This is a genomic window from Amycolatopsis sp. NPDC114504, from assembly GCF_055633595.1.
This window is the reverse complement of the sequence record NZ_JBVKDU010000004.1, coordinates 1,010,365-1,035,761: the sequence shown is the minus strand read 5'-3', so window position 1 is coordinate 1,035,761 and position 25,397 is coordinate 1,010,365. Positions and strand designations below refer to the sequence as shown.

The 25,397-nt window shown below is 70.6% G+C and carries 32 protein-coding genes and 1 pseudogene; 14 read left to right on the top strand and 19 right to left on the bottom strand.

Annotated features, from left to right (window positions below; translation table 11 throughout):
• From ACZ7PG_RS34475 to ACZ7PG_RS34460, 4 genes are all read left to right on the top strand, one after another.
• Positions 1 to 1,293, top strand: a complete 1,293-nt coding sequence (locus tag ACZ7PG_RS34475; protein WP_470243328.1) for an ArsB/NhaD family transporter — start codon at positions 1 to 3, stop codon at positions 1,291 to 1,293.
• Between the two features lie 274 nt (positions 1,294 to 1,567).
• The gene (locus ACZ7PG_RS34470; RefSeq protein WP_470243327.1) at positions 1,568 to 2,017 is read left to right on the top strand and encodes an SPW repeat domain-containing protein; all 450 of its coding nucleotides are present in this window, start codon (positions 1,568 to 1,570) and stop codon (positions 2,015 to 2,017) included.
• Between the two features lie 25 nt (positions 2,018 to 2,042).
• Positions 2,043 to 3,794, top strand: coding sequence for a chloride channel protein (locus ACZ7PG_RS34465; protein ID WP_470243326.1), 1,752 nt, complete (start codon positions 2,043 to 2,045; stop codon positions 3,792 to 3,794).
• A 34-nt stretch (positions 3,795 to 3,828) separates the two neighbouring features.
• Positions 3,829 to 4,215: a DUF6292 family protein gene (locus ACZ7PG_RS34460; RefSeq protein WP_470243325.1), complete on the top strand. Its 387-nt coding sequence runs from the start codon at positions 3,829 to 3,831 to the stop codon at positions 4,213 to 4,215.
• An 11-nt stretch (positions 4,216 to 4,226) separates the two neighbouring features.
• On the opposite strand, the gene ACZ7PG_RS34455 is transcribed toward ACZ7PG_RS34460, so the two are convergent.
• On the bottom strand, positions 4,227 to 4,721 hold the full coding sequence (locus tag ACZ7PG_RS34455) for a MarR family winged helix-turn-helix transcriptional regulator (RefSeq protein ID WP_470243324.1): 495 nt from the start codon (positions 4,719 to 4,721) through the stop codon (positions 4,227 to 4,229).
• 170 nt (positions 4,722 to 4,891) lie between these two features.
• Between ACZ7PG_RS34455 and ACZ7PG_RS34450 the strand changes: the two genes are divergently transcribed.
• Positions 4,892 to 5,224 (top strand): hypothetical protein, encoded by a 333-nt coding sequence (locus ACZ7PG_RS34450; protein WP_470243323.1) that lies wholly within the window; start codon positions 4,892 to 4,894, stop codon positions 5,222 to 5,224.
• A gap of 9 nt (positions 5,225 to 5,233) precedes the next feature.
• Here ACZ7PG_RS34450 and ACZ7PG_RS34445 read toward each other — a convergent pair whose 3' ends face one another.
• The 5 genes from ACZ7PG_RS34445 to ACZ7PG_RS34425 form a co-directional block, all read right to left on the bottom strand.
• Positions 5,234 to 5,875: a DUF4142 domain-containing protein gene (locus ACZ7PG_RS34445; RefSeq protein WP_470243322.1), complete on the bottom strand. Its 642-nt coding sequence runs from the start codon at positions 5,873 to 5,875 to the stop codon at positions 5,234 to 5,236.
• 62 nt (positions 5,876 to 5,937) lie between these two features.
• On the bottom strand, positions 5,938 to 6,636 hold the full coding sequence (locus ACZ7PG_RS34440) for a winged helix-turn-helix transcriptional regulator (protein ID WP_470243321.1): 699 nt from the start codon (positions 6,634 to 6,636) through the stop codon (positions 5,938 to 5,940).
• On the bottom strand, positions 6,633 to 6,848 hold the full coding sequence (locus ACZ7PG_RS34435) for a hypothetical protein (protein ID WP_470243320.1): 216 nt from the start codon (positions 6,846 to 6,848) through the stop codon (positions 6,633 to 6,635). Before ACZ7PG_RS34435 ends, ACZ7PG_RS34440 begins: the two co-directional genes overlap by 4 nt.
• A 207-nt stretch (positions 6,849 to 7,055) precedes the next feature.
• Positions 7,056 to 8,417 (bottom strand): sensor histidine kinase, encoded by a 1,362-nt coding sequence (locus tag ACZ7PG_RS34430; protein ID WP_470243319.1) that lies wholly within the window; start codon positions 8,415 to 8,417, stop codon positions 7,056 to 7,058.
• A complete protein-coding gene (locus tag ACZ7PG_RS34425; RefSeq protein ID WP_470243318.1) occupies positions 8,414 to 9,094 on the bottom strand; it encodes a response regulator in 681 nt (226 codons plus the stop codon). Before ACZ7PG_RS34425 ends, ACZ7PG_RS34430 begins: the two co-directional genes overlap by 4 nt.
• A gap of 110 nt (positions 9,095 to 9,204) precedes the next feature.
• Here ACZ7PG_RS34425 and ACZ7PG_RS34420 point away from each other — a divergent pair, with 110 nt between their 5' ends.
• The 6 genes and pseudogenes from ACZ7PG_RS34420 (at position 9,205) to ACZ7PG_RS34395 (ending at position 12,510) form a co-directional block, all read left to right on the top strand.
• Positions 9,205 to 9,762, top strand: a complete 558-nt coding sequence (locus tag ACZ7PG_RS34420) for a TetR/AcrR family transcriptional regulator (RefSeq protein WP_470243317.1) — start codon at positions 9,205 to 9,207, stop codon at positions 9,760 to 9,762.
• A gap of 16 nt (positions 9,763 to 9,778) precedes the next feature.
• Positions 9,779 to 10,969 carry an FAD-dependent monooxygenase gene (locus ACZ7PG_RS34415; protein WP_470243316.1) on the top strand — a complete coding sequence of 397 codons (1,191 nt, stop codon included), beginning with the start codon at positions 9,779 to 9,781 and terminating at the stop codon, positions 10,967 to 10,969.
• Positions 10,966 to 11,424 (top strand): nitroreductase family deazaflavin-dependent oxidoreductase, encoded by a 459-nt coding sequence (locus ACZ7PG_RS34410; protein ID WP_470243315.1) that lies wholly within the window; start codon positions 10,966 to 10,968, stop codon positions 11,422 to 11,424. Before ACZ7PG_RS34415 ends, ACZ7PG_RS34410 begins: the two co-directional genes overlap by 4 nt.
• Before the next feature lie 76 nt (positions 11,425 to 11,500).
• Positions 11,501 to 11,959, top strand: a complete 459-nt coding sequence (locus ACZ7PG_RS34405) for a hypothetical protein (RefSeq protein WP_470243314.1) — start codon at positions 11,501 to 11,503, stop codon at positions 11,957 to 11,959.
• A gap of 7 nt (positions 11,960 to 11,966) precedes the next feature.
• Positions 11,967 to 12,230: pseudogene (locus tag ACZ7PG_RS34400) on the top strand (transglycosylase domain-containing protein); the annotation flags it as partial.
• Between the two features lie 88 nt (positions 12,231 to 12,318).
• Complete coding sequence (locus tag ACZ7PG_RS34395; RefSeq protein WP_470243670.1) at positions 12,319 to 12,510, top strand: hypothetical protein; 192 nt, start codon at positions 12,319 to 12,321, stop codon at positions 12,508 to 12,510.
• Positions 12,511 to 12,517: 7 nt separating this feature from the next.
• Here the strand turns inward: ACZ7PG_RS34395 and ACZ7PG_RS34390 are convergent, their stop codons facing one another.
• The 10 genes from ACZ7PG_RS34390 to ACZ7PG_RS34345 form a co-directional block, all read right to left on the bottom strand.
• On the bottom strand, positions 12,518 to 13,405 hold the full coding sequence (locus ACZ7PG_RS34390) for an SAM-dependent methyltransferase (RefSeq protein ID WP_470243313.1): 888 nt from the start codon (positions 13,403 to 13,405) through the stop codon (positions 12,518 to 12,520).
• A 170-nt stretch (positions 13,406 to 13,575) separates the two neighbouring features.
• Complete coding sequence (locus ACZ7PG_RS34385) at positions 13,576 to 14,427, bottom strand: formate/nitrite transporter family protein (protein WP_470243312.1); 852 nt, start codon at positions 14,425 to 14,427, stop codon at positions 13,576 to 13,578.
• A gap of 143 nt (positions 14,428 to 14,570) precedes the next feature.
• On the bottom strand, positions 14,571 to 14,972 hold the full coding sequence (locus ACZ7PG_RS34380; RefSeq protein ID WP_470243311.1) for a hypothetical protein: 402 nt from the start codon (positions 14,970 to 14,972) through the stop codon (positions 14,571 to 14,573).
• A gap of 601 nt (positions 14,973 to 15,573) precedes the next feature.
• Positions 15,574 to 15,945 carry a DUF742 domain-containing protein gene (locus tag ACZ7PG_RS34375; protein ID WP_470243310.1) on the bottom strand — a complete coding sequence of 124 codons (372 nt, stop codon included), beginning with the start codon at positions 15,943 to 15,945 and terminating at the stop codon, positions 15,574 to 15,576.
• Between the two features lie 281 nt (positions 15,946 to 16,226).
• The gene (locus ACZ7PG_RS34370) at positions 16,227 to 16,781 is read right to left on the bottom strand and encodes an NUDIX domain-containing protein (RefSeq protein WP_470243309.1); all 555 of its coding nucleotides are present in this window, start codon (positions 16,779 to 16,781) and stop codon (positions 16,227 to 16,229) included.
• The gene (locus tag ACZ7PG_RS34365) at positions 16,735 to 16,959 is read right to left on the bottom strand and encodes a hypothetical protein (RefSeq protein ID WP_470243308.1); all 225 of its coding nucleotides are present in this window, start codon (positions 16,957 to 16,959) and stop codon (positions 16,735 to 16,737) included. Before ACZ7PG_RS34365 ends, ACZ7PG_RS34370 begins: the two co-directional genes overlap by 47 nt.
• A 117-nt stretch (positions 16,960 to 17,076) precedes the next feature.
• Positions 17,077 to 17,505 carry a hypothetical protein gene (locus ACZ7PG_RS34360; protein ID WP_470243307.1) on the bottom strand — a complete coding sequence of 143 codons (429 nt, stop codon included), beginning with the start codon at positions 17,503 to 17,505 and terminating at the stop codon, positions 17,077 to 17,079.
• Positions 17,502 to 17,783 carry a hypothetical protein gene (locus ACZ7PG_RS34355; RefSeq protein WP_470243306.1) on the bottom strand — a complete coding sequence of 94 codons (282 nt, stop codon included), beginning with the start codon at positions 17,781 to 17,783 and terminating at the stop codon, positions 17,502 to 17,504. Before ACZ7PG_RS34355 ends, ACZ7PG_RS34360 begins: the two co-directional genes overlap by 4 nt.
• A gap of 203 nt (positions 17,784 to 17,986) precedes the next feature.
• Complete coding sequence (locus tag ACZ7PG_RS34350) at positions 17,987 to 18,325, bottom strand: twin-arginine translocase TatA/TatE family subunit (protein ID WP_470243305.1); 339 nt, start codon at positions 18,323 to 18,325, stop codon at positions 17,987 to 17,989.
• A gap of 73 nt (positions 18,326 to 18,398) precedes the next feature.
• On the bottom strand, positions 18,399 to 19,361 hold the full coding sequence (locus ACZ7PG_RS34345) for a ferritin-like domain-containing protein (RefSeq protein WP_470243304.1): 963 nt from the start codon (positions 19,359 to 19,361) through the stop codon (positions 18,399 to 18,401).
• Between the two features lie 374 nt (positions 19,362 to 19,735).
• On the opposite strand from ACZ7PG_RS34345, the gene ACZ7PG_RS34340 reads away from it, so the two are divergent.
• The 3 genes from ACZ7PG_RS34340 to ACZ7PG_RS34330 all read left to right on the top strand — a co-directional run bounded on the left by ACZ7PG_RS34340 (position 19,736) and on the right by ACZ7PG_RS34330 (position 23,481).
• Positions 19,736 to 20,629, top strand: a complete 894-nt coding sequence (locus ACZ7PG_RS34340) for a hypothetical protein (protein ID WP_470243303.1) — start codon at positions 19,736 to 19,738, stop codon at positions 20,627 to 20,629.
• A 56-nt stretch (positions 20,630 to 20,685) separates the two neighbouring features.
• A complete protein-coding gene (locus ACZ7PG_RS34335; protein WP_470243302.1) occupies positions 20,686 to 22,365 on the top strand; it encodes a beta strand repeat-containing protein in 1,680 nt (559 codons plus the stop codon).
• A gap of 147 nt (positions 22,366 to 22,512) precedes the next feature.
• Complete coding sequence (locus tag ACZ7PG_RS34330) at positions 22,513 to 23,481, top strand: YeeE/YedE thiosulfate transporter family protein (RefSeq protein WP_470243301.1); 969 nt, start codon at positions 22,513 to 22,515, stop codon at positions 23,479 to 23,481.
• Between the two features lie 56 nt (positions 23,482 to 23,537).
• Here the strand turns inward: ACZ7PG_RS34330 and ACZ7PG_RS34325 are convergent, their stop codons facing one another.
• The 3 genes from ACZ7PG_RS34325 to sigK form a co-directional block, all read right to left on the bottom strand.
• A complete protein-coding gene (locus ACZ7PG_RS34325; protein WP_470243300.1) occupies positions 23,538 to 23,819 on the bottom strand; it encodes a hypothetical protein in 282 nt (93 codons plus the stop codon).
• A 169-nt stretch (positions 23,820 to 23,988) separates the two neighbouring features.
• Complete coding sequence (locus ACZ7PG_RS34320; RefSeq protein WP_470243299.1) at positions 23,989 to 24,705, bottom strand: anti-sigma factor; 717 nt, start codon at positions 24,703 to 24,705, stop codon at positions 23,989 to 23,991.
• The gene (gene sigK, locus ACZ7PG_RS34315; protein WP_470243298.1) at positions 24,702 to 25,301 is read right to left on the bottom strand and encodes an ECF RNA polymerase sigma factor SigK; all 600 of its coding nucleotides are present in this window, start codon (positions 25,299 to 25,301) and stop codon (positions 24,702 to 24,704) included. The genes ACZ7PG_RS34320 and sigK overlap by 4 nt, the downstream gene beginning before the upstream one ends.
• Positions 25,302 to 25,397: the final 96 nt, after the last annotated feature.

The following is a 25,397-nucleotide window of genomic DNA, read 5'->3' as shown; positions in this document are numbered from 1 at the left end:
ATGAACTCCGTCATCGCCGTCGTGGTGTTCGTCGTCGCGTACGTCTTCATCGCCACCGAGAAGATCCCCAAGATGGTCGCCGCGCTGGCCGGCGCGGGGGTGGTGCTGGCGCTCGGGGTGACCGGCGCCGAGGACGCCTTCTACTCCCATGACACCGGCATCGACTGGGACGTCGTCTTCCTGCTGCTCGGCATGATGATCATCGTCGGGGTGCTGCGCCGCACCGGCGTGTTCGAATACATCGCGATCTGGGCGGCCAAGCGCGCCAAGGGCTCCCCGCTGCGCGTAATGCTGCTGCTGGTGCTGATCACGGCGGTCGCGTCGGCGTTCCTGGACAACGTCACGACCGTGCTGCTGATCGCGCCGGTCACGCTGCTGGTCTGCGACCGCCTCGACATCAAGCCGACGCCGTTCCTCATCGCGGAGGTGCTGGCGTCGAACATCGGCGGCGCGGCGACGCTGATCGGGGATCCGCCGAACATCATCATCGGCAGTCGGGCGGGCTTGTCGTTCAACGACTTCCTGGTGAACATGGCCCCGATCGTCGTCATCGAGCTGGTGGCCTTCGCGTTCGCCCTGCGCTGGGTGTTCCGCGGGTCGTTCGCGGTGGATCCGGCGCGGGTGGCCGATGTGATGCGGCTGAACGAGCGGGAGGCGATCCGCGACCGGCGGCTGCTGGTCAAGTGCGGTGCCGTGCTGCTGGCGGTGTTCGTCGGGTTCGTGGGGCACTCGGTGTTCCACATCGAGCCGTCGGTGGTGGCCCTGCTCGGTGCCGGGGTGCTGGTCCTGATTTCGCGCGCCGAGCCGAAGGACTTCCTGGCCGGGGTCGAGTGGGAGACGCTGCTGTTCTTCGCCGGGTTGTTCATCATGATCGGTGCGCTGGTGAAGACCGGCGTCATCGGGAACCTGGCGAAGCTGGCCGCCGACGCCACCGGCGGCAACGCCCTGCTCGCCGTGATGCTGATCCTCGTGGTGTCCACCGTGCTGTCGGGGGTGATCGACAACATCCCTTACGTGGCCACCATGAGCCCGCTCGTCCTCGCGCTCACCCAGGACATTCCGGATCCGGCGCATTCGGATGCGCTGTGGTGGTCGCTGGCCCTGGGCGCGGACTTCGGCGGCAACATGACGGCCATCGGCGCGAGCGCGAACGTCGTCATGCTCGGCATCGCGGCCCGCTCCGGCAGCCCGATCTCTTTCTGGGAGTTCACCCGCAAAGGCGCTCAGATGACGTTGCTGACGGTGCTGATCGTGGCGCCTTATCTCTGGCTGCGCTACTTCGTGTTCGGCTGAGATCGCAAGGCAATCGTCAGGTCGGCCGGCCGTCGCGTGCGGGACAGTGGAGTCCGGCGCCGGCAGGCCGGAGCGGCTGTCGTGAGCGAGGAACGCGTCATGGGTTCGGGGGCGCGGACCCCAGGTGCCGAACGGCTTCGGCCTGGGCGGAAGCGGCGTCGTGACGCGGCGGCGGGGGCACAGCGTTGTGTCCCCGCCGCCGCGCCGATTCTTCGTCGGAGGAGTAAACTGTTGTCTTGTGCAACGGTAAGCGACGAGGGACGCCGGAGGGGTCATGGTCACTCGTGGTGGCGAACAGCACTTCTGGATCGGTCCGGGGACCGAAGGCGCGCTGACGCCCAGCCTGCCCAGTTCACTGGCCTTCGTGGCCGCTTTGTGGCTCGGGTTCGCGCCCTACGTGCTGCACTTCAGTCAGGTGCGGGGCGGGCTCGCCGACGGCATCGACGTGCTGGTGGCCCTCGTGGTTGCCGTCCTTGCCCTGGTCCGGACGGTCGTGCCCCGGGACTACCCGGCCTTCAGTGTCGTCAACGCCGCACTCGGTCTGTGGCTGATCGTCGCGCCCTTCGCGCTGGGGTACGGCCTCGCCCGCGTGATCGTCACCGACCTCGTCGTGGGTGTTCTGCTGCTGGGCCTGAGCGGGCTCAGTGCGGTGCTGACCTATCGGCAGCGCGCGAAAGCGAAGGTGGGGGGACGCCGCCGCGTGACTGAACCAAGTGTTGCATAATGCAATAGTGTCTTCAGGTAGTAGCATGTCGGTCAGGCGCGTTCCGGTCCCGGTCCGGCAGCCGATCGGGAGGTGGCTGCGGGAAAGCCGGAGCGGACTGGTCGGGCTGGCCGTCCTCATCGGCGCCGGCGCCGGGCTCGGCGCCATCGTCTTCCGCTGGCTGATCACAACCTTCACCCACCTGTTCTCCGGCCAAACCGACTACTCCGACGCCGGGCGCGCCGCCCATCCCTGGCTCCCCGAGCTGGGACCGTGGTTCCTGCTGCTCGCGCCGGTGGTCGCCGGGCTGGTCTACGGGCCGCTCGTGTACAAGTTCGCGCCGGAGGCCCGCGGCCACGGAGTTCCCGAGGTGATGTACGCGGTCGCCGAGCGCGGCGGCCGGATCCCCGCGCAGGTCAGTGCGGTGAAGGCGCTGGCCTCGGCGCTGACCATCGGCTCCGGCGGATCGGTCGGCCGCGAAGGCCCGATCGTCCAGATCGGCTCCGCACTGGGTTCGACGCTGGGACGAATCACGAAGCTGCCGGAGTCCCGCCTGCGGGTGCTCGTCGCGTGCGGCGCGGCGGGCGGGATCGCGGCGACGTTCAACGCACCGCTGGCCGGGCCGTTCTTCGCGATGGAGCTGATCCTGCGGGACTTCGCCGCGGAGTCCTTCGGCGCGGTGGTCCTGGCCAGCGTCACAGCCAGCGTGGTGGGCCGTGCGGCGCTCGGGAACGTGCCCTTCCTCGACCTGCCGCCGTTCACCCTGCGCAACCCGGTGGAGTACCTGCTCTTCGTCGTGCTCGGGGTCGTCGTGGGCGCCTGCGGAGTGCTGTTCACCCGGGTGCTGTACTGGATCGAGGACTTCTGCGACTGGGTGTGGCGGGGGCCGGAGTGGCTGCGCCCGGCTGTCGGGGGCGTGTTCCTCGGCGGGCTGTTGCTGGTGCTGCCGCAGATGTACGGCGTCGGGTACCCCGTGCTGCAGAACGCCGTCGAAGGCAAATACCTGATCGGATTCTTGCTGTTGCTGCTGGTGGGCAAGATCGTCGCGACGAGCCTGACGATCGGGATCGGCGGGTCGGGTGGGGTGTTCGCGCCGTCGCTGTTCATCGGGGCGATGGGCGGGACGGCGTTCGGCATCGTGGTCCACGCATGGTTGCCCTCGCTGACCGCATCGCCCGGCGTCTACGGGCTGATCGGGATGGGTGCGGCGTTCGCGGGATCGGCACGGGCACCGATCACGGCGGTGATCGTGCTGTTCGAGCTGACCGGGCAGTACACGATCATCCTGCCGATGCTGACGGCGATCGTCATCGCGACCGCGACGAGCCGGGCGTTGTCGCGGGACACGATCTACACGCTGAAGCTGCGTCGCCGCGGGGTCGACTTGGACCGGCACCCGCAAGAACGCCGGCTCGCCGCGACGATGGTCGAGGCGGTCGCCGAGCCACTTCCCGAACCTCTGCCTGCCGGCACGCCGCTCGAGCGGGCCGCGCACGCACTCGCGGTGTCGGGGCACGGGATCTTGCCCGTGGTCGACGAAGATGGCCGTTACCAGGGCTGTGTGACGGCACAAGCCGTCGCCGAGGCGCTAGGGGACGACTTCGACGGCGAGGTGGGGAAGCTGGCCGAGCTGCCGCCCCTGGTCACCTGTGAGACGTCGCTTGCCGACGCGCTGACCGCCTTGACGAACGCGCCGGGCACCGGCCTGCCGGTACTGGACGGCGAGCACCAGCTGACCGGGTGGCTCACACACCAGGCGGTGCTTTCCGCGCTTTCCGGGCGGCAGGGGAACGAGTGATGCTGGACGCCGACGCGACACACGAGATGTCGGCTTGGCAGGCTACGTGCGAGCGGTGGCCGCGGCCGTAGGGGTGCCCTGGCCGGATGCGGCCTGGGAACTCGGCCACCACCCGGCCGCCTACCTCGCGCTACCCGGTCGCTGCGTCGACCGTCCCGGTCGTGACCTGATCCTCATCTGGTCGTCCCGGCGCGGGTGGAAGCTCGGCACGGAAAGCACGCTCCACGACCCGCCGGCGGTTATCGCCCGGCTGGGAACACGCGTTGTCCCGCCGCCGGCCGAGGTCGGGGAATTCGTGGGCGAGGTGCTTGCCGGACGTCGTAAGGGTGGTCGATCGGCGCCGTCCTTGGCAGAGGAAGGACCGGGGCTCACCGAGCTCCTGTCCGGTTACGCGGTCGGGCGGGACGCGCCGCGGCTGTAGCCAGGTCGCGGTCAGGTCCAGACGGCTTCGGGAGCGACGGTCGAGGCCGGGGGTTCGCCGCCGGCCTCGGCGAAGGCGGTGAGGCTGTCGACCAGGCCGTGGCGGGCCTCGTCGGGCATCCCGGCGACGATCTTCGCGATCTCCTTGCGCCGGCGCGCGGTCACCTGGCGGACCACCTTCGTGCCCTCGCGGGTCAGCGCCAGCACGATCTCCCGGCGCGAGACGGTGCTGTGCTGCCGGTCGACCACGCCGACAGTGACGAGCCGGTCGACCATCCGGCTCGCGGTCGAGGGTGTGACCTGCAGGTACTCGGCGAGGTCGGCGTGCTTCAGCGGGCCTCGGGTCTGCAGGATCACCAGGAGCCGGAACTGCGGCAGGGTGATCGTGTCGCCCGCGGCGGCAATCGACCGCGCGGACACGGCGACCAGCAGGCGGGAGGCGGTCAGCACGGCGTCGGTGACAGCGTCGACGTCCGTCGCGTCGAGGGCAGAGGAACTGCGGGGCATGCCCACCAGTGTGCCCGATAGGCGCTTGGACGCGCCGATCAACCAGGCACGTCTCCTGCGAGACGCCTAATTCATCCGGAATGTCCGGGCGATCGACCTCACAGGCACGCGTCCGCAAAGTATTGCATACTGCAACAATGAGTGGAGGAACATATCGCGGTGGAACGCGCATGAGCCCGCGTGAGGGCCCGTCCCGGCCGATGTTCGGGCAGATCGACCCGTACTGCCTGCTCGCGGTGCTGCCGATGCTGCTCGTCGCCGGGATGATCGCCGCGTTGGTCAGCGTGCCCGTGGGGCTCGTCGTCGCGGTGTTCGCCGGGCTGATCCTGGTGTTCGACTCGTGGGCGAACCGGCCCGGCCCGGTGCCGCCGGTCCGGCACCCGCGGCCGCAGGCGAGGCCCGTGGCGGCACGCCGGCCGCGACCGACCGCGGCGAGGCCGATCCCGTACCGGCCGCGGCCGGGGGTGCGGCAGCAGGCGCCCGGGGCGCCGTACCGCCGCTGACCCGCGGCCTCACAGGTTCGGCACCGGAAGTTGCGCGTAGTCGACGTCGCCGGTCTTCTCCAGCAGGTTGATGTGGGTCTTGATGTAGTCGCCGGCGAGGTCGGCGAACGGCCGGACCAGGGTGTTGCGGGTGTCGGCGCGCACCGTCGAGACGAGGATCAGCGCCTCGGCGTGCGCCTTGCGCAAGGTGTTGACGTAGTCCCGGTCGAACTCCTCCCCGAACTCGCCGCGCATGCGGTCGATGCCGACCTGCATGTCCGGGGCCGGCTGGGTCGGGACGGTCAGGTGCATCCGGGTGCTGATGTCGGTGTCGCGGGTTTCGAGGTCGTTGTGCTGGTTGATGATCACCCGGGCGGCCTCTTGGACGGCGGGGTTGGCCGATCGCTGGATGGCCCAGTTCGAGGTGGTGATCTCGCGGAGGCTGGTCTGCTCCACGATGGTGAGGAGCTTCTTCGCGGCCGGGCTGATCGGCCCGAACGGCGTCTCGGTGAGGTCGGCTTCCGTCCGCGTCGCGGGCGGGGCCGCGGGCGGCTGACCGGTCACGGCCGGGGCTTGGGGCGCGGTGACGACCTGGGCGTTCGGCGGGGCACATGCCGTGACGGCGAGGGCGAGTGCGCCGCACAGCGCGATCCACGGCTTCCGGGACTTCATCGTCGGCCTCCAGGGGAGTTCGGTGTCTTCCCTTGGAAACACGGATCCCGGGAGCAGCTGGTTCAGTCAAACTGTTGTTCCATCGATCTGTTCGACGCAGAAACTGACAGGGTGAACCGGTTGCGGCCGAGCCAGCCGATCGTGTTCCGGACCGCTTCGCGGGTTCCTTCGAACCGGATCGCTTGCTCGGCCAGTGCCTCCCGCCAGGTCCGGTGGCCGAGCCAGACGCCGGCCAGCGCGGAAACGGTGCAGTCGATCCGGGCGACCGTGGGCAGCCGCGGATCGATATCGGTGGACGAGGCGCCTTCGGGGGACAGGACCAGCCACCACCAACGCGGTGGTGGCGTCTCGGCGAACCTCAGGTGCAGAGAGACTTTTTCTCGTGGCAGCCGGGCGGGGTCGATGCCGCGACAGATGTCGAGCAGCAGCAGGTTCGGCTTCAGGTCGCCGCCGCGCGGGGGCGGCAGCCACCGGCGACCCCAGCGACCCAGCTGCTCGACCACCGGCGCGAGATCGCGGCCCGCGGGAGTGAGCGCGAAGCGCCCTTCACCGGTAGACGCGAGCCGCGTCACGACGCCGGCCTCCGCGAGCTGCTTGAGCCGCCGGGCCAGCATTGCGGACGACATCCCGGGCACGCCGCGGGCGATCTCGCTGACGCGGCTGTTGCCGTGCAACAGCTCGCGCACGACCAGCAACGTCCACGACTGGCCGAGCACCTCCGTCGCGGTGGCGACCGGACAGTGCTGGCGGTAGGCCGTCATGAGCGTTCGAGGGTGCGCAGGACGCGGAACCGGGCCAGCCGGTGCAGCATCTCGCCCATCGCTTCGGGCACGATCTGGCCTTCGAGGTCCGTGCGCGCCGACCGGACGATCGCGACGATGTCGGCCGCGGGCAGCAGTGAGGCGAACTCACTGGTCAGCCAGGTGCTGACCTCGTCGGTGATGGCCTCCGCCTGGTGCGTTTCGACGCTCATGCCCTCATTGTGTGGGCGACGGCGTGGGCTGCACCTGACGACTGCCTGACGATTCGAGGGTGGGTGTGCAGGGCGTCGGTGGCGCCGGCCTGCTGGTGACGGTCGGGGTCGCGGTCGGAACGGGCGTGGTGATCGGTTCCGGTTCGTCCTCGGTGGTCACTCCACAGCCGGCGAGACACAGAGACGCGACCAGGGCGAGGGCGATCCTCATGACGTGGCCTCCGGAAGCTCGACGACGAACCGGGCACCGCCGCCGGGGCGGTCTTCGACCCAGACGCGGCCTTCGTGGCGGTGGACGTGGTCGGCGACGATCGCCAGGCCGAGGCCGCTGCCGGTGTCCTGATCCCGGCGGGCAGCGTGCAAGCCGCGGGCGAACCGTTCGAAGATGCGCTCGCGCAGCGCGGGCGGGACGCCGCTGCCGGCGTCGTCGACCTCGATCCGGGCGTGGTCGTCGTGGCGGTGGACGGTGATCGCGATGGCGCCGCCACCGTAGTGGTCGGCGTTGTCGAGCAGGTTGGCGACCACGCGATCGATGCGTCGGCGATCGGCGGAGACCAGCGGAGTGTCGGGCTCGGTCTCGATGCGTACTTCGCAGCCCGGCCGGCGGTCGACGATGTTGCGGACGAGCTCGCCCAGGTCGACGAGCTCGACGGTGCTGTCGGCCTCGTCCTGGTCGGCTCGTGAGATCTCGAGCAGGTCGACGACCATCCGCTGGAACCGGCGTAGTTCCGAGCGCAGCAGCCGCAGGGCTCGCTGGGCCGTCGCGGGCATGGCTTCCTGCCGGCGTTCGAGCACCTCGGTGACGTTGACCATGGTGGTCAGGGGTGAGCGCAGTTCGTGGCTGACGTCGGAGGCGAACCGGGCGTCCCGGCGCACGCGTTGTTCCAGGTTGCCGGTGGTGGTGTTGAAGCTGGTGGCCAAGGGCGCGAGATCGGGGTCGGACTGGTCGGGGAGCCGGGCCGTCAGGTCTCCGCGCGCGACGCGGGAGGCGGCTGCGGTCAAGGCGGTCAACGGGCGCAACGCCCGGCGGGCGGACCAGGCGCCGAGGCCCACCCCGAAGAGTGCGGCCACGACGGTGCCGGCGATGAGCAGGGTGCTCAGGTAGCGGAAAGTGCGGTCCAGCTCCAGCAGCGGGTACAGCTCGACGTACACGCTGTCCGGGCCGACCGGTGTCGCCACGCCGAGCACGGGAATGCCGTCGGCGGTGAACCGCTGCCGGGCCGACACCCCGTTGCGCGCCTGCTGCAGCAGGCCGCCCGGCATGACGGCGGGATCAACCTGCCGACCGCTGGTCAGCCAGCCGGCCGGGCAGGACAGCAGGATCGAAGAGTCCGGGCCGGTGGCCAGGCCGGTGAGCAGCTCGTCGAGGTCGTCGGCGTGCTCGGCCAGCGCGGCGTCGACGAGGCGGACGTTGACCTCGGACTGGCGGGTGACGCTCTGCTCACGCTGGTCGAGCATGTAGCCGGTGGTGAGGTTCCAGGTCGCCACCGCGAGGACGGTCATCACCAGTGCCAGGCCGATGCCGAACGCGGCGGCGACGCGCCAGCGCAGCGAAAGGCGGCGGATCACGGCTCGGGGGCGATGCGGTAGCCGCTGCCGCGCACGGTCAGCACCAGGCTGGGCGTGTCGGGATCGAGTTCGACCTTGCGACGCAACCGTCTGATGTGGACGTCCAGCAGCCGGGTGTCGCCGAAGTAGTCGTGCCCCCACACGCGCTGCAGAAGCTGCTCGCGAGTGACGACCTTGCCGTCGGCCGCGGCGAGCTCGGCCAGCAGCCGGAACTCGGTGCGGGTCAGGTGCACGGGAACGCCGTCGCGGTGGACTGCTTCTTCGTCCGGGCGGATCTCCAGCCCGCCCAGGCTGACCCGGGCCGGTCGTTCCGGCGACGCCCGGCGGAGCAGCGCGCGGATGCGGGCGGCGAGCTCGCCCGCGACCAAGGGTTTGGTGACGTAGTCGTCGGCGCCCGCTTCGAGCCCCGCGATGACGTCCTGGGTGTCCGTGCGCGCGGTGATCACGATGATCGGCAGGTCGCTTCCCTCGCGCACCGCGCGGCAGACGGTGAGCCCGTCGATCCCCGGCAGCATCAGGTCGAGCAGCACGACGTCGACGGTGGTGGACTCCAGCAGCTCCAGGCCGTCTTCGCCGGTCGCGGCGGTGGTCACGGCGAAGTCTTCGTCTTCCAGGGCGAGGCTGAGGGCTTCGCTGATCATGGCGTCGTCTTCGACGAGCAGTACTCGCGTCGGCATCTTCAGGATCCTATCAGCGGTCAAATTGTTGCATAGGCGAACAGTTGTGCTAGCCTGTTCTGGACGCGGTAGGACGAATGTTCAGGGCGATCGTCCTGGAGGAGGTCGCGATGTCATCTCCGTCCGCTGCTCGGGGTGAAGCGGTCAGGCAGCGATTGCTTGCCGCCGCTGCCGAGCTGATCCCGGAGCGTGGCTGGACGGCGGTGAGTACCCGGGTGCTCGCCGAGCGGGCCGGTGTCACGCCGAGCGTGGTGCACTACCACTTCCCCTCGGTACAGGCCGTGCTGGTCGAAGCGGTGCTGGGGGCGATGCGGTCGGTGTCGGCGGAGCTCGGCCCGGTGCTGACGGCAGCCGGGACGCCCGGAGCTTTGGTCGAGGCGATGGTCGCTGCGGTCGAGCAGTACACCGGCACCGACCCGATGTCGCTGCTGTTCGTCGAGGGCTATCTCGCCGCGACCCGCGACGACACGCTGCGCGCGGGCATCGCGGCGGTCCTGGCCGACCTGCGCGGCGTGATCTGCGACCGGCTGCGCGAGCTCGGCGTCGCCGATCCCGACGGCACGGCCGCGGTGCTCGGCGCCGCGATCGACGGATTGCTCATGCACCGCGCGGTGGCTCCCGACGCGGCTCCGGCCGGCGTTGCGGGCGTCCTGCGGCGGCTCGTCTGAAACGAAGGAGAAAGCAATGAAAGTCGTGGTGTGCGGGGCCGGCATCACCGGCCTGGCGATGGCGGGCAAGCTCGCGCAAGACGGCGTCGAGGTGGTCGTGCTGGAGCGGGCCCCGGCACCGCGCGAGCAGGGGTACATGATCGACTTCTTCGGCGCGGGGTTCGACGCCGCCGAAGAGCTCGGTGCGCTGCCGCGGATCCGGGAGCTGGCCTACCAGGTGGACGAGGCCAGCCTGCTCGACGAACAAGGCCGCCGTCGCGCGGCGGCGCGGTACACGACCTTCGCCCGCGCCATGCGGGATCGGCTGTGTGGCATCATGCGCCCCGACCTCGAACAGGCACTGCGTGAGCATCTGCCGTCCACGGTGGACCTGCGGTTCGGTGCGGGAGTGACGGCGGTCGAGGACCTGGGCGACCGGGTGCGGGTGACCGCCGGGGGCCAGGTGGTCGAGGCGGACGTGCTCGTGGGCGCCGACGGCATCCATTCCGCCGTGCGACGGCTGGTGTTCGGCGAGGACAGCGAGTTCCTGCGGTACCTCGGGTTCCACACCGCGGCGTTCGTGTTCGCCGACCCCGAGATCCACCACGCGATCGGCGACCGGTTCTGCCTCACCGACACCATCGGCCGTCAGATGGGCTTCTACAGCTTGCGCGACGGCCGGGTCGCCGCGTTTGCCGTCCACCGGACCGATGATCCCCGGCTGCCCGAAGACATCCGGACGGCGCTGCAGAGCGAATACGGTTCGCTGGGCTGGCTGGTTCCTCGCGCGCTGCGGCGGTGCCCGCCGAGCGAGGCGGTGTACTACGACCAGGTCGCCCAGATCGTCATGCCGCGCTGGAGCCGTGGGCGCGTAGTCCTGGCGGGGGACGCATGCTCGGCCGTCTCGTTGATCGCCGGACAAGGCGCGTCCCTCGGCGTCGCCGGCGCCTTCGTCCTCGGCGAACAGCTGCAGCACCGGTCGGTCACCGAGGCGTTCACCGAATACGAACGGCTGATGCGGCCGGTGGTCGAGGAAAAGCAGGGAGTGGCGCGGCGGAGTGCCCGCTGGTTCCTGCCGGAAAGCCCGCTCCAGCTCAGGATCCGGCGCGCGGCGCTGCGGTTGTCCCGGTTGCCGGTGCTCGACCGTTACGTCGCCGCAGTCCTCGCGGGCAAGTCCACCGCGGTGGTCACTAACCTCCGCCGGGCCGCAGCCGGGGCCGCGCGGTGAACCGGATCGCCAGAGCCGTCTTCCGCGCGCCGGTCCGGTTGTACGACAAGGGGTTCGGCCGGCTGCTCGGTCACCGTTTCCTGTGCCTGACCCACCTCGGGCGGAAATCCGGGCGGATGTACCGCACCGTGCTCGAAGTCGTCGGCCGGGAGGGCAGCGAGTACGTCGTGGTCGCCGGGCTGGGCGCGGGAGCGGACTGGTTCCGCAATATCACAGCTCGGCCGCCGGTCGAGGTCGTTGTCGGACGGCACCGGTTCCCGGCCGACCATCGCGTCCTCGGTGAAGAGGAGGCCGTCGCGGTCATCGCCGGCTACGAACACCGCAACCGCCTGGTCGGGCCGGTGGTGCGGTTCGCGCTGGGGAAGTTGCTGGGGTGGCGTTACGACGGCAGTGACCTCGCTCGCCGCCGGATGGCGCGGCAGCTGCCCCTGGTCGGGCTGCGGCCGCGATCGTAAGGCAGCCGTCAGGTGAAACTTCCTCCTCCCGTGTCAGGGTGGAACCCGAGCGAGGAAGAAGGAAGGTGACCACGACATGACGACCGACGTAGCGGTGAAGGAGAACTCCGGAACCTGGGTGCTCCCGGAGGTCCGCAAGCTGCGCCTGGATGCGGAACGGGTCTGGGAAGCCGCGGAAACGCACCGCAGCTTGGCGGTCGAGCTGGAAACCGGCGTCGAACCCGACGGCCTCTACCGGGGAAAGCAGCAGCGCTGGCTCGCGGATGTGGCCGACTGCCACGCGATGGCGTATCTGGAGCTGGCCTCGGCCGCCGAAGCTCGTGGCGAAGCGCGGCGGTACCCGCGGCACACTCCACAGTGGGCGCGGTTGGTGGAGGAGTCCTTCGCCGCGATCCGCCGCGCGGAAGCCCATCACGAACGAGCAGCCGCTCAGTCCGCCAAGGCGGCCGGAGACGAGGCCGCGGCCCGCAGGCACGAGGCCGCCGCGGTAGAGGCGGACCGTCGTGCGTTGGCACCGATGAAGCGCAGCGCCTGACCCGGAAATGCGTCGATTCCGAACCGTCGTGCACCGCGGTGGCCCCGCGGCGCAGCACAGGGATCGGGAGAACTCGGTGGCTCGCAAGCTCCGGGAGGCGAAGCCGGCCGTCCGGGTCGATCGCACGATGACCGAGGACCAGATCCTGGCCGCGTACCTCGACGTGGTCCACTTCGGGACGAGCGCCGCGATGCTCACGGTCCTGCAGGCGGCCTTGCTCGCCGGAATGGTGAACAGCCCGTCGCGCTACGACCCGTACACCCATCCCGACGCGACGTCGTCCTGGACGCGATGGCCGACGCGGGCACACTCCCCGTTCCCGCCGCCCGCGCGGCTTGGTCCTCGGCGTCTGTGCGGCCGTGGCCAACGCTTTCGCCGTCCAGCTTGGCGCCGGCTGGGCCCGCGGGCTGTCCCCGTTCCGGTACTACATCGGCGGGGAGCCGCTCAAGAACGGCGTCCAATGGGCCGACACCGGGGTGCTCGCCGGCGCGGCCGGGGTCCTGGTCGCCCTTGCCGCGGCGAGCTTCGCCCGGCGCGACCTGGCCACCTGAACCGGCGTCAGCGGCGCTCGGCGTAGACCGAACGCTCGACTTCCGACACGGGCAGCGTGCGTCCGCTCGGCCGGAGGTAGCGGTCGGTGAACTCGGCCGGCCCGCACTGCTCGACCACGTGCCAGCCGTATTCGGCGAGGAACGCGCCGACCTCGCCGGGATTCAGCCCGAAGTGCCACAACCGGCGCTTCACCACGAACTCGTCGTAGGCGGCTTGGGCGCCGAAAGTCCGCGTCCCGTCGAGGAAGTCCCGGCGGAGGTAGGTGAACGCCAGCTTGCTGCCGGTCACGGCGGTGGAAAGCGTGTCGAGGGTGCGGCGCACCGCGGCCTCGGTCAGGTACTGGGTCACGGCCTCCCAGACGAAGAACGTCGGCCGGTCGGCCCGGTAGCCGTGCTCGCCGAGCTCACCGGCCAGGTCCTGGGTCTCGAAGTCGACGGGGACCAGCGTGACGTTCTCCGGCGGCCGCCCGAAAACCCTCCGAAGCGCGGCGCTCTTGCGGGCGATGTTCGCGGGCAGGTCCACCTCGTAGACCGGAATTCCCCGAACCGTGGCCGACCGGTACGCACGGGTGTCGAAGCCGGCGCCCAAGACGACCACGGTGTCGATGCCGGTCGCGGCGGACGAAAGCTTGTCGTCGATGAACCGCTTGCGGCACAACATGCTCGCCCACAAGCCCGGCATCTTCGCCTCGGTCGCCGAGACGAGCACCTTGCGCAGGGGCTGCCACGCGGTCAGTGCGGCGGTGATCCGTCCGGCGGCGGGCAGCATCTTGCGGGCGAGGTCGTCGGTGACCAGTGGCGAGGTTTCGTGCTGGTCCGCGGCGACGATGACCATCGGTCCGAATGCGGTACCGGCCGGGCCCTGTGGTGTGCGCCTTCGCTTCGCGGCGTTCACTTGCGGTTGAGCCGCCGATGCGCGATCCGCAGTCCGGCCGCGAGCACGAGAAAACCCGCGATGAGAGCGAGTGCGTCGACCAGACCGGACACGCGATCCTCCTCGAGCCGAGCGGCGTACCGATGACCTCGGATCATCTCACGGTACGCCGCCCGCCGCCCGTCTCGGTACTACGCGGAGACGGCTTCGAGGGCTTCGCCGGCCGGCCGCGGCGTATCCACGGCGGCGGGGGTGTTCCGGCCGAGGAAGCCGTAGCCCGCGCCGACGAGCAGCCCGCCGCCGACGAGGTTGCCCAGCCCGACCAGAACCAGGTTGAGCGCGAATGCCCCGAAGGTGGCACTCGGCACGTCCTCGAACAGACCGAGGGAGAACACCGTCATGTTCGCCACCACGTGCTCGAACCCGGAGCCGATGAACGCCAGCAGGCACCAGAAGATCAGCGCCAGCTTCGCGCCGTCGGACTTGGTCCTCGCGGCCATCCAGACGGCGAGGCAGACGAGGAAGTTGCACAGCACACCCCGGAAGAACAGCATTCCGGCCGATTCCGCGGCCTTCGCCTTCACCGTCGCGGCCAGCAGCGCTGCAGCCGGAGCGGCGTGCCCGGGCGTCGCACCGGCCTGCAAGATCCCGCTTTCGTGGACCAGCCAAGCGAACACCACCGAACCGGCCAGGTTCCCCACGAACGACCCGGCGATCACGGCGAGCCCGGCTCCGGCGCCCCGCCGGCGGGCGAGCGCGCCCTGGACCATCGTCATCATGTTGCCGGTCGACAGTTCCGCACCGGCGAACACGACCGCAGTCAAGGCGATCCCGAAGACCAGCCCCTGCACGAGTTTCGTCCAGGGTGACTGTGCCGCGCTGAGCGGACCGGTCACGGCGAGCAGCAGCACCACGGCGATGCCGATGTACGCACCCGCCAGCGCCGAGCTCAGCAGGTACCGGCCGGGCCGCCGCAGTTCGGCTATCTTGCTCCGGGCGGAGTCCGCTTGGGCGGTGAGAGCTTCCGAGAGGGGAACGGGCACGTTTGCTCCTGCTGGACGTGTCGGCTGGGGCGATCGGGCGATCACTTGCTCAGTCGAACTGTTGCCTGATGCGCGCCGATGACCCCGCCGTCACAGCCGGATGAGCGGAACCGCACGTCCGCACTCGGCTCCGGTGAGATCGCCTATTCGCCCGTCGACCGGGCAAAGTAGTCGTATCCGGCTCGGAGCCCGGTCAGCACCGGTTCGACGATGGCGACGCCCACCGCGCCGGCGTAAGCGCGCGCCGCGGCGTCGGCCCACGAGCCGCGACCGGCGAGTTCCCTCGAGGCGAGGTTCCGGGAGAGCCGCCGGATGTCGAACCGAACCGTCCCGGCGACCGTGCCCCTGGCGTCGCGCGACGGCGCCGACCGGAGGGGCCACGGGGTGCCGTCCACCGCCGCGGGGACGTCCGCCGACCGGGCCGGGATGGCCGAGCCTCCCGTGGTGACGGCGAAGGACAGATCGGCCCCGCTGGTACCGAGGTGGACGATCTGGTCGAAGCGGCGGTGGAAGGCGGTGCCGGCCCGGCCACTCCGGCCCCACAACGCGGTGGACGTCCTCGAGGTCCACTCGTGGAAGATGCCGGGGCCGAACCGGTCGACCGTGTCGATGATCCGGGCGCCCCAGCCGGCTCAGCCGGGGGACGGGCGCTCAGCAGCCCTTCGGTGACCGCGCCGATCGCCTCGGCCTCCGGACCCGCCTCGTCGAGGCGCGGGTGTTCGGGAGATACGAGGTGGAACGTCTTCCCGTCACCGGCCCAGAACTCGTGCCGGGCACCGGGTTTCGAAGCCGGCCGCAGGTCGTACAGGCAGGTGCCGACGTCCGCCGGCTGCACCTGTTCGACCCCGGCGATCGCGACCGGTTGTTCACCGCCGGTCCCGCGAGCCAGCACCACGCTGCCCGCCCCCAGGATCCCGATGCCCCGCTCGCCGAGGCCAGGGACGTCCCACGCGAGCGCGTCCGGGTCCACCGCGAGCAGTTCGGGCCGGTTTCCCGGCGCGCGCTGTTGGTCGAGCTGGCCGTTGTGGCTGACGCGGCAAGGTCGCCTGGCGTCTTCGCCACCCGTTCGGCCGACGGCGTCGACGTTGCGCCTTCAACTCGGCCAGGCAGCGCATCTGTTCGGCCGCGGCGTTGCACCGGTAGTGGCTACGTCATCGCGTGGAGACCACGAAGAACTCGCTCCATGAAGTCGATGCTGGGACGATCGCCGGGGGCCAGCTTCGTGTCTTGGACAGCTACCAGGCCACGGTCGGCGAGATCGGACACCAGGACCCGTGCTACGCCCAGCGGAATTCGCCGATACGCGGCGATCTCCGCGACCGATTGAGAAGAGCGGCACAGGAGGCAGATCGCTGCTTCTTCCCGGGAGCAGGTGTGCTCCGGATTGCGGCCTCGTTCGGTTGCTGCGATGAGCGTTTCGACGGGGAGCGTGCGCGTGGGCCGCGTACGTCCATGAGTGCGGAAGTACGGCCGGACAAGATCTGCCGTGCCCGGGTCGAGCCCCAACGCCGGCTCCACATCGGCTCCTCACTGAAATATCGACTGTCGAAAAGTATTTGCCGGTCAACCAATCGTCGGCAATCGACCGAACGGGTAGGGAGCTGATAACGGTCGCCGGCTTCGGCATCGACGCGGTCGAGCTGCCGATGGAGCAGGTGGCCGAGGGCGGGATCGACGACCGTGATCATGGCGAGTTCGGTGTCGCGGACAGGTGCAGGTGCCCAGCGCATCCGCGCTGGCTGGGTCGTATCACCGTGCGCTGCGCCATACCATCGTGAGTCGCCGTGGCGTGGGCGACTTCAGGTGGTGAGCGCCGGAGTGAAGGCGGGGAATCGACCGTCGAGGAGCGCTTCGAGCAGCTCCGGCAACCCGGCCGGGAGCAGCTTGTCCGCGCAGTTTGCCAGTGCCGAGATCGGCCACCAACGGCGTTCGATGAGGCCGGCGCGCTCGTTGGCAGTGTGCCGGACGGCGACCTGCGGCGTGGTCGGGTCGGTGCGGGCGAGGTAGACGTGGTCGAGGCGGTGGTGCTCGCGGCCGCGGTAGGTGAAGCGGCTTTCGCGTGTCCAGAGCTTGCGGCCGACCTCGTCCAAGACCAGACCGGTGTCCTCGGCGATCTCGCGGCGGGCCGTGTCCTCGAGCTTCTCACCGGGGTCCTGACCGCCGCCGGGCAGCTCCCACCAGTGATGGGCGGGGGCGTCGTGACGGGAGGCAGACGGATGCTCTTTGTCCTGCGTGGTAGAGGATCCGTAGGCTCCGTTCGAGTTCGGTGTGAAGGTCAGTGTGGGGCGGCTGCTGTCAACGGGGTGGTCATGTGAGCATCTGCATGCCGCCGAACACGACGACCAGCACGGCACCCATGCCGAAGCCCGTCAGGAGTGCGCCGCCGATGTCGGGGCGGAGCCGGACGCCGGCGTAGGCCAAGCCGAGGGCGAACATCATCCAGGCGCCGACGAACGCGATGTTCGTCATCATGGTGTTGCTGAGCTCGAAGGCTCCCTTCGCGCCGGCCGCGACCACCAGTGCGAAGACCACGGCGATTCCCGCGCGTGTCCAACGGATGGTGATCGGTGATCGGTGTGCGTGACTGCGGGTCATGGTGACCTCCTCGTCGGATCACCTCAGTCTCACACGGATCGTCGGCGGTGATCCTTACCGTGCGGTTACGCGGAACTCTCCGCCGCAGGACTCGGTTTCCCGGCGGTGCGGGCGGGCGTTGTGGACGGACAGCAGGGCGTAGGTGAGGAGCCGGTGGATCTGGGAGCCGGTCCAGCCGGTGTCCTCGACGATGTCGGCGACGCTGCGGCCGGCGAGCGCGGCGCGGAGCGTGTCGCGCTGGCGGCGGGGGAGGTGGTCGACGGTGTCGGTGAGCAGCGCGTCGGCGACGGCCTGGTCGAGCACCGCACCGTCGGTCATCGGGCTGAGGGCCGTGTGGATCCGCCGGGCCAGGAATCGGGGTGTTTCGGTGGGGTTCAAGGCCAGTCGGGCGCAGAGCCGCTCGGCGCGGCGACGGGAGCCGCCGGTGGCCAGGGTGATCCGGTAGACCAGCGTCACGGCGCGGCCGAGGTCGTCGTCGCTCATCGGCCGGTGACCCGGACGCGGCAGCGGCTGGACGGACTCTGCTCGGCTGCTGCGGCCAACGCGGCGGGAACGTGCTCGCTGCCGGTGTCGGAGACGATCAGGACGACCACGCCGGTGCAGAGGTCGTAGGCCTCGGCGAGCTCGGTCGCCAGCATCGGGACGTCGTGGTGGGAGAGGACGCCGATCGCTTCGACCGTCATTGTGCCGTCGGCGACCAGCGTCCGGATCTTGACTCCCGATGCCGGCTTCGGCTGTGCGTGTATCTCGGCTGTGCTCATCCACCCCACCGTTTCGCTGGCCCGCAGAATTCCCGCTTACGGAGTTCTTACACCTCGGACTCGACGACGTGGGGGCCGCCCAGCGATCCGGTCTTGCCGTAGCGGTGCGCCGACCTGCGGCTGAGTCGTTGCGCACAGCCGATGCGGCAGACGTGGCAAGGGGGTGAGTTCACCCAGTGGTGTGAGACTCGGCACGTGGCCCGTCAGGTCGCCTCAAGGTCGAAAGCCGTGGCTTCCTTGGTGGCTCGGGGCGGTGCCGGAACGGCGGGCTCAGGCGCAGAGGGCTCGGTCATCAGCTGGGCCACTGCCGTGCGCGGGTCGAGGCGGCGCAGCTCGCCGAGTTCGGCGAGCGGTTTGCGCAGCTGCGCGAACTCGGGCCCGATCTCCGCTTCGATCTGCTGCTGTGCGGAGGCGAGGGCGTCCTTCGCCTTCTGCGCGGTCTTGCGGACAGCTGAGAGGGCACCAGGGAGTCGTTCCGGGCCGAGGATGAACAGGGCGGCGAGCAGCAGGACGAGCAGGTGTTCCGGGCTGAGTCCGAGCATCGCGCTCTCCGTCGTGGTCCAGGTGCGACGGGGTGCCGGGCCGCCCCGACAGCGGCCCGGCACCCCGCGCGGGTCAGTTGGCGGCGCTGGTGTTGACCTCGCCGTTGACGCCCTTGGGGAAGAACCCGCCGGAGGTGGCGGCCTTGTTGGTCAGGTAGACGATGTTGAGGACCTGGCCGGGGGAGCGGCTGTAGGCGATGCCGTTGGCGTCGGTGGGGACGATGTTGGCGTTGCCGTGGCTGTCGATGACGCCTTGGTCGTCGTCGCCCGCGCCGTCGAGGCTGTCGCGGGCGTTGGAGAGTTTGACCGTGGCCGGCGCTTGTCCGCGCTGGTAGAGGGCGCTGCGGATGTTGGCCGCGTGGTACGCCTCGACGGCGAGGATGCCCGCGGCGGCTTCGAGGTAGGTCTTGTTGGTGATCAGCGGGGCGGCGCCCTTGTAGGCGGTGACGCCGACGTCTTCGAACAGGAAGGCCGCGAGCAGGAAGTTCTCCTCGCAGGAGAACGCGTCGAAGCTGCGGCCCGGCTTCACGAGCCCTGCGGCCTGGGCGGCGGCGGTGAAGCTGGACTGCAGGTCGATCGCCGGACGGCTGACGGCGGCCGAGCCGAGCGCGGTGCGCAGGAACTGGACGTGCGCCTTTTCGTCGGAGGCGATCTCCTGGGCGTATTGGCGGGCGGCTTTGGTCTGGAAGTGGACGGCGCGACCGCCGGTGACGCCGCCGCGGGTGCCGGTGCCGGTGGTCATCGAGTCGGCCAGGCCCTTGCCGGTGACGGCGTGGAGGTAGAACTCGGCTTCGAGGTATTCGAGGTTGAGGGCGAAGTTGAGGACGGCGCCGTCGCTCACGCCGCTGGGTGCGGCCGCTGCGGCGGTGGGCCGGGCTGTGGCCGCGGTCGCGGTCCCGGCGGTGAGGCCGCCGAGCGCTCCGGCGCCGACGACGCCGAGGCCGGTCATGCCGGCCGCCTTGAGGAAGCGGCGGCGGTCCTGGTCGTTCTCGGCACTTCGGTTGATCATCGAAGCGGCATAGCGTTTGCCGAACACGTGTTCTCCTTCCCGCCCGCGCGCGACCGAGCACGACATCGGGCGTGTCCCGTGCGCCCGGTGTGGCCTCCCCGGGCGCACGGGATGGATCCGTCGTTGACCTCTTCCGTTCGGGGCCGTGGGGCCGGCGGACAGGTCGAAATCCGGATCGGGTGAGGCGGGTTGCGAGCCGGCGGCGGTGGTGTCCACTCTGTCCGGTCCGGCGGCGAAACCTCCCTGGAGCAGCAAGAAAACTTCGACGCATACCCACTACCGGTCGGTAGAAACCCTTGGTAAGAAAGAAAAAAAGATTGCCGCCACGCCCAATCCGGTGACGATCTCGCGGCGAAAGCCCACTGAAGGGTGAAATTCGCACTCGAAGGGAGGTGAGATGGATGAATACTTCCCAGTTCGACAGTGTGTCGGCGGACGAACGCTCGGTGTTGGTGCGGGTACTCGTGGTCGCGGGCACGCTGGTCGGGTTCGGTGTCCTGGCGGTGCTGCTGTCGGGCACCGCGAACGCGTCCGAAAGGCCGCCGGACCAGCCGGACCGGCCTGGCCTGCTCTCCGTGGTCGACAAGCCGCTGCGGAGCACGGTCAAGCAAGCCGACCCGGTGCTGCGGCCGGTGACCGACGTCGTGCACACGGTGTCGTTGCAGGTGGCGCCGGTGGTCAAGCCGGTGACCGACCTGGCGGAGCCGGTGCTCGCGCCGGTGACGCGGCCGGTCGTCAAGGCGGTCGCGCCGGTGCTGTCGGTGGTGCGTCCGGTGACCGAGCCGCTGCTGCGGCCGGTGCTGGACGCGGTCGCCCCGGTGACTGAACCGGTGGTCCGCGCGGTGGGAGCCGATCCCGCGGTCAAGGCTGTCGCCGGAACCGCGGCGACGACTCCGCGGGACGACGTCACACCCGCTCCCGCGTCGCCGGCACAGCCGGCGACAACGGTGCCGGCCGGACACTCCGATGCGGTCACTCCCGCGGAGAAACCGCTTTCGGAGCGGGTGCTGTCTTCTGCCGCGCAGGAGCAGCGGCACCCGAGCGTCCCGGCTGATCACGAAGGTGCCGGCCGGATGTCCGGATCGGACGGTGGCGGCAGCATGCCGCCGGCGCCCGCCGCACCCGCGGCGAGCGGTGCCCTGTCGGTGAGTTCGGCCGGTCAGCACGGCGGCGAGTACGCCGTGACCGAGACCGGTTCGACCGTGCCGGGCACGGACCGCACCTGGCGAGCACCGCCAGGGGGTCGGCCGTCGTTGTACTGGCTGGTCTTCTACGGAAACGACCATCCGAGCTGACGAACCCCTTTCCATCCTCAAAATCCACAATGGACAGAGAGTGTGAAAGGGAAGTCATGCACAAGTACGTGCGACGCGGCCTGACCGCCGCGTTCATCTCCGGCGGGTTCGTCCTGCTGGGGTCAGCGGTGGCCAGTGCGGACACCGGGAACCAGGGCCCGCTGGGCGGGCTCGGCACCACGCTGCACTCGGTCGTCTCCGGCACCGCGAATGGCGGTAACGGCGGCGACTCGGGCTCCGGCGGGAACGCGACCAGTGGCAACAACGCTGTCAGCGGGAACTCCGGTAACTCGGGCAACTCCGGTTCGACCGGCGGCAACAGCGCTTACGGCGTCTGCGTGCTGGCCCAGTGCAGCACCTCGGTGTCCTCGGGCAACTCCGGGAACACGGGTGCGACCGGGTCGACCGGGAACGCCTCGAACACCAGCACCACCACCGGCGGCAACTCCGGGACCGCCGGCCACGGCGGCTCCGGGACCGCGGCGGCGTCGGGAAAGAACACCGCGGACTCGCGGGGCGCCCGCGGCGTCCTCGGCTCGGTGACCGGGGCCGCGAAGGGCGGCAACGGTGGCAATTCCGGCGATGCCGGGAACGCCACCAGCGGCAACTCCGCGGTGTCGGGGAACTCGGGCGACTCCGGGAACTCCGGTTCCACCGGCGGCAACAGCGCCTACGGCCTGTGCGTGCTGGCGCAGTGCAGCACCACCGTGTCCTCGGGTGACTCCGGGAACACCGGCGCCACCGGTTCGACCGGCGACGCGACCAACACCAGCACCACCATCGGCGGGAACTCCGGGAACGCGGGCAACGGTGGCGACGCCACCACGGCCGCGTCCGGGCACAACTCCGCCACGAACACCGGTGGGCACGGCTGGGGCTGGAACCGGCACGACCAGGGCGGCAGCACGGGCGTCCTGGGTGTCGTGACCGGTACTGCCAAGGGCGGCAACGGAGGCAACTCCGGCGACGCCGGCAACGCGAACAGCCACAACAACGCGGTGACCGGGAACTCCGGCAACTCGGGTGACTCGGGCTCGACCGGTGGCAACTCCGCCATCGTGTGGACAGTGGGCGGCCAGAACAACGGCCGCGGAAACCACGGCGGCTGGAACCACGAGAACGGCACGAAGTCGGCCACCACGGTGACCTCGGGCAACTCGGGTGACACCGGCGCCACCGGCTCGACCGGTGACGCGGGGAACCACAGCACCACCACCGGCGGGAACTCCGGCTGGGCGGGCAACGGTGGCGACGCCACCGTGGTGAGCACCGGCCACAACTCCGCCACGAACAACGGTGGGCACAGCTGGAACCGGCACGAGCAGGGCGGCCGCACCGGCGTCCTGGGTGTCGTGTCCGGTACCGCCAAGGGTGGTAACGGTGGCAACTCCGGCGACGCCGGAAACGCCACCAGCCACAACAACGCCGTGAGCGGCACGTCCGGCAACTCGGGTGACTCGGGCTCGACCGGCGGCAACACCGCCGTCACGTCGACCCGCGGGCACGAGCAGCAGGGCCGTCACCACGGTGGCTGGAAGCACGACGAGGGCACGAAGTCGGCCACCACGGTGACCTCGGGCAACTCGGGTGACACGGGTGCCACCGGCTGGACCGGTGACGCCGGGAACCACAGCAGCACCACCGGCGGGAACTCCGGCTGGGCGGGCAACGGCGGCGACGCCGGCGTCCACGCCTCGGGCTGGAACACCGTCGCGCACGCCCCGCACACCGTCTGACGGTTCGCGGGAGACCAAGGAGCGGGGCACCGGAGGAATCCGGTGCCCCGCTTTTCTTCGTACGGCGACCGATCCGGGCCCGACCGAGCCACGAACGACCAGGGACAGTGTCCTGAGCCGAGTGGACACACAGGAGGCGCGCCGCTCGTGACCACGATCGCGATCGTCGCCGGCGGGATCGCCGGCATCGGGATGGGTTACGTGCTGCAGCGCGCCCAGCTGTGCTTCCGTGCCACGTTCTCCGGTGTTCTCGAGCGGCGGTTCCTGCTGGCGCGCGGCTGGCTGCTCGGCGTGGCGATCGGCTCGGTCGGGTTGTCGGCGCTGTTCCTGACGCCGCTCGGCGACGGCCTGAACCAGGGCCTGCCTTTCGCGCCGGTCGCCGACGTGGTGGGCGGCGTGGTGATCGGTGCCGGGATGGCGGTCGCCGGGACGTGCGTGTCGGGACTGTTCTTCAAGCTCGGCTCGGGCATGCTCGGCTGCCTCGCCGGAATCGGCGGCTGGGCGGCCGGCGAGCTCGCCGCGCGACAGGTCGTGCTGCCGGGGCCGACCCTCCTGCCCGGGGGAGCCGGGGCGACGTTTCCGGCGCTGATCGGCGTCCCGCGGCCGGCGTTCGCCCTCGCGTTCCTGGCCGTCGTGGGTGGCGTGCTGTGGATCTGGCGCAGCGCGGACCGCCCGCGACCGCGGCAGTGGGACTGGCCGATCGCCGGCGTCGCGCTCGGCGCCGTGACGATCGCGGGCTGGGGGCTCGTGGGCGCGGCCGGTGCGGGCTTCGGGCCCAGCACGGTCGGCGCGGTCACCGGCTTCGCCCTCGGCGAGCCGAACTGGTGGCTGACGGCGTTCCTGCTGGGCATCGTCGCGGGCGGCGTACTCGCCGCGCGGGTGACCGGCGACTTCCACCTGCGTGGCGAGTCCCGCGTCCGCTACCTGCGGCTGATCGCCGGTGGGTTCCTCCTCGGCGCCGGCGGGTGGCTGGCCGGTGGCTGCAACCTCGGCCACGGCTTGTCCGGCGTCGCTCAGCTCAACGTGTCGTCCTGGGTCGTCGTGGCCGCCATCCTCGGCGGTCTCGGGATCGCCCGAGGTGTTCGTGCCCTGGTCGACCGCCGGGTGGATGCCTGAACTGGGTCACCGGTGCGGGGCACCGGAAGCCCGGTGCCCCGCGGTGCTGCCGGAGGTCAGTCGCCGAGCGTCAGGCCGCCGTCGCCGAGGAGGCCGCCGTCGCAGTCGTCGCCGTCGTGCCAGCCGCCGTGGCCGGTGATCTGCAGGCCCAGCACGAGGCTGAGGTGCAGGCCCAGGCCGTGGTGATGGTGGTGTCCATGGCCGTCGTCGGAGGACTGCGCGACCGCCGGGGCGGGTGCGGTGGAGGCGGACGCCGCGCCGGGGGCGGCGAGCAGGAAGCCGAGTGCCGCGGCGGGCAGCGCGGCGGTCACCAGCAGGCGACGGCGGAATGTGCTCACGGTGTTCTCCTTCTCCTCAAACGGTCATCGGACGCGATCCGGATGGCGAGTGGATCACCAGGAGTTCGGAGGGGCCGGGCTCGGCGGACAGGTCCCTGGCGTCGGACCACGCCTGTGGGTGACAGCACGAAGGCCCGGTCACCATCGTGACCGGGCCTTCGTGCCGGCTTCAGCTGACCGTGAGGGTCGCGACCGACGGTGTGGTCGGCTGCAGCGATCCGGTCGCGGGCTCGACCGTCACCGCGACACCTTCGGTGCCCGCGGGGAAGGCGGTCTCGACGGTGCCCTCGGGCCCGACCAGTCCCGCCGACCGTGGCGCGCCCGGGCCGGTCAGCCACACCTCGTAGGCGTGGCCGGCGTCCAGCTTCGGCAACGCCTGCGCGGCGACGAGGACCTTGCCCAGCTGCCGGGAGACCGTGGCCGAGACCGAGCCGCCAGTGGTCGCGGCGGTCCGCACGGTGCTCGCGTCGGGTGCGGAGGTCACCGCGCCGCCCTCGGCTACCGGCACCGGGCGGCCGGGGACCGACTGGTCCAGCCCGATGCTGATCCCGCCGACGAGCACCGCCGCCGCCGCGGCGACGGACGCGATCCCGATCAGCGCGCGCTTGCGCCACGGGGCGCGGCGCGCCGGGACGGCGGGTTCGGTGACGCGGGGTCGCAGCTGCCGCGTCTGGGAGATCTCGGCGAGCACCCACCCGCGGAGGCTCTCGGCCGGAACGGCGTCGGCCGCGGCACCCAGAAGCGCAGCGGTCTCCTGGAAGCCGGCGACCTCCGTGGCGCACTCGGAGCATTCGCTCAAGTGCCGGGCGAAGGCGGCGCGTTCGAGGTCGTCGACCGCGTCGAGGGCGTACGCGCCGGCGAGGATATGGGCGTCGGCGGTGGTCATCGGTGCACTCCCAGAGCGTCGCGCAGGCGGATCAGTCCGTCCCGCATGCGGGTCTTGACGGTGCCGATCGCGACACCGAGCTTTTCGGAAACCTCCCGGCAGGTGTAACCCTGAAAGTAGGCGAGCAGGATCGACTCCCGCTGGAGATCGGTCAGGACCGCCAAGGCGGCGCGGACCTCTGCCCGGTCGAGGTGGTCCAGCGTCGCTTCGGTGACGTCGTCGTAGGGACGGCGCAGGTCCAGCTGCTCGGCGCGGTCTTCCCGGTTGACGGACGCCTGCTCGGACCGGACCCGGTCGATCGCGCGGCGGTGCGCGATGGTCAGCGCCCAGGTCTGCACGCGCCCGCGCCCGGCGTCGAACGTCGCCGCCTTGCGCCAGATCTCGAGCAGGACCTCCTGGGTGACTTCTTCCGCGTGGGCCCGGGAGCGCAGCACCTGCAGCACCGTTCCGAAGATCGGGCCGGCCAACCGGTCGTAGAGCTCGGCGAAGGCCTGCTCGTCGCCGAGGGCGGAGCGGGCGAGCAGCTGCTCGGGTGAGTTCTCCGGTTCCGGCACCGAGGCGATGCCGGTGTGGAGCGCGACTGCGCGGGCGGTCATGGCAGTCGTTCGTCTCGGCGAGCCCCTGCGGATTGGTGCTGTGACGAGAAACCCAGCCGGGTCACCCACAGGGAGCAGCGGACTCTCGCTGTCCAC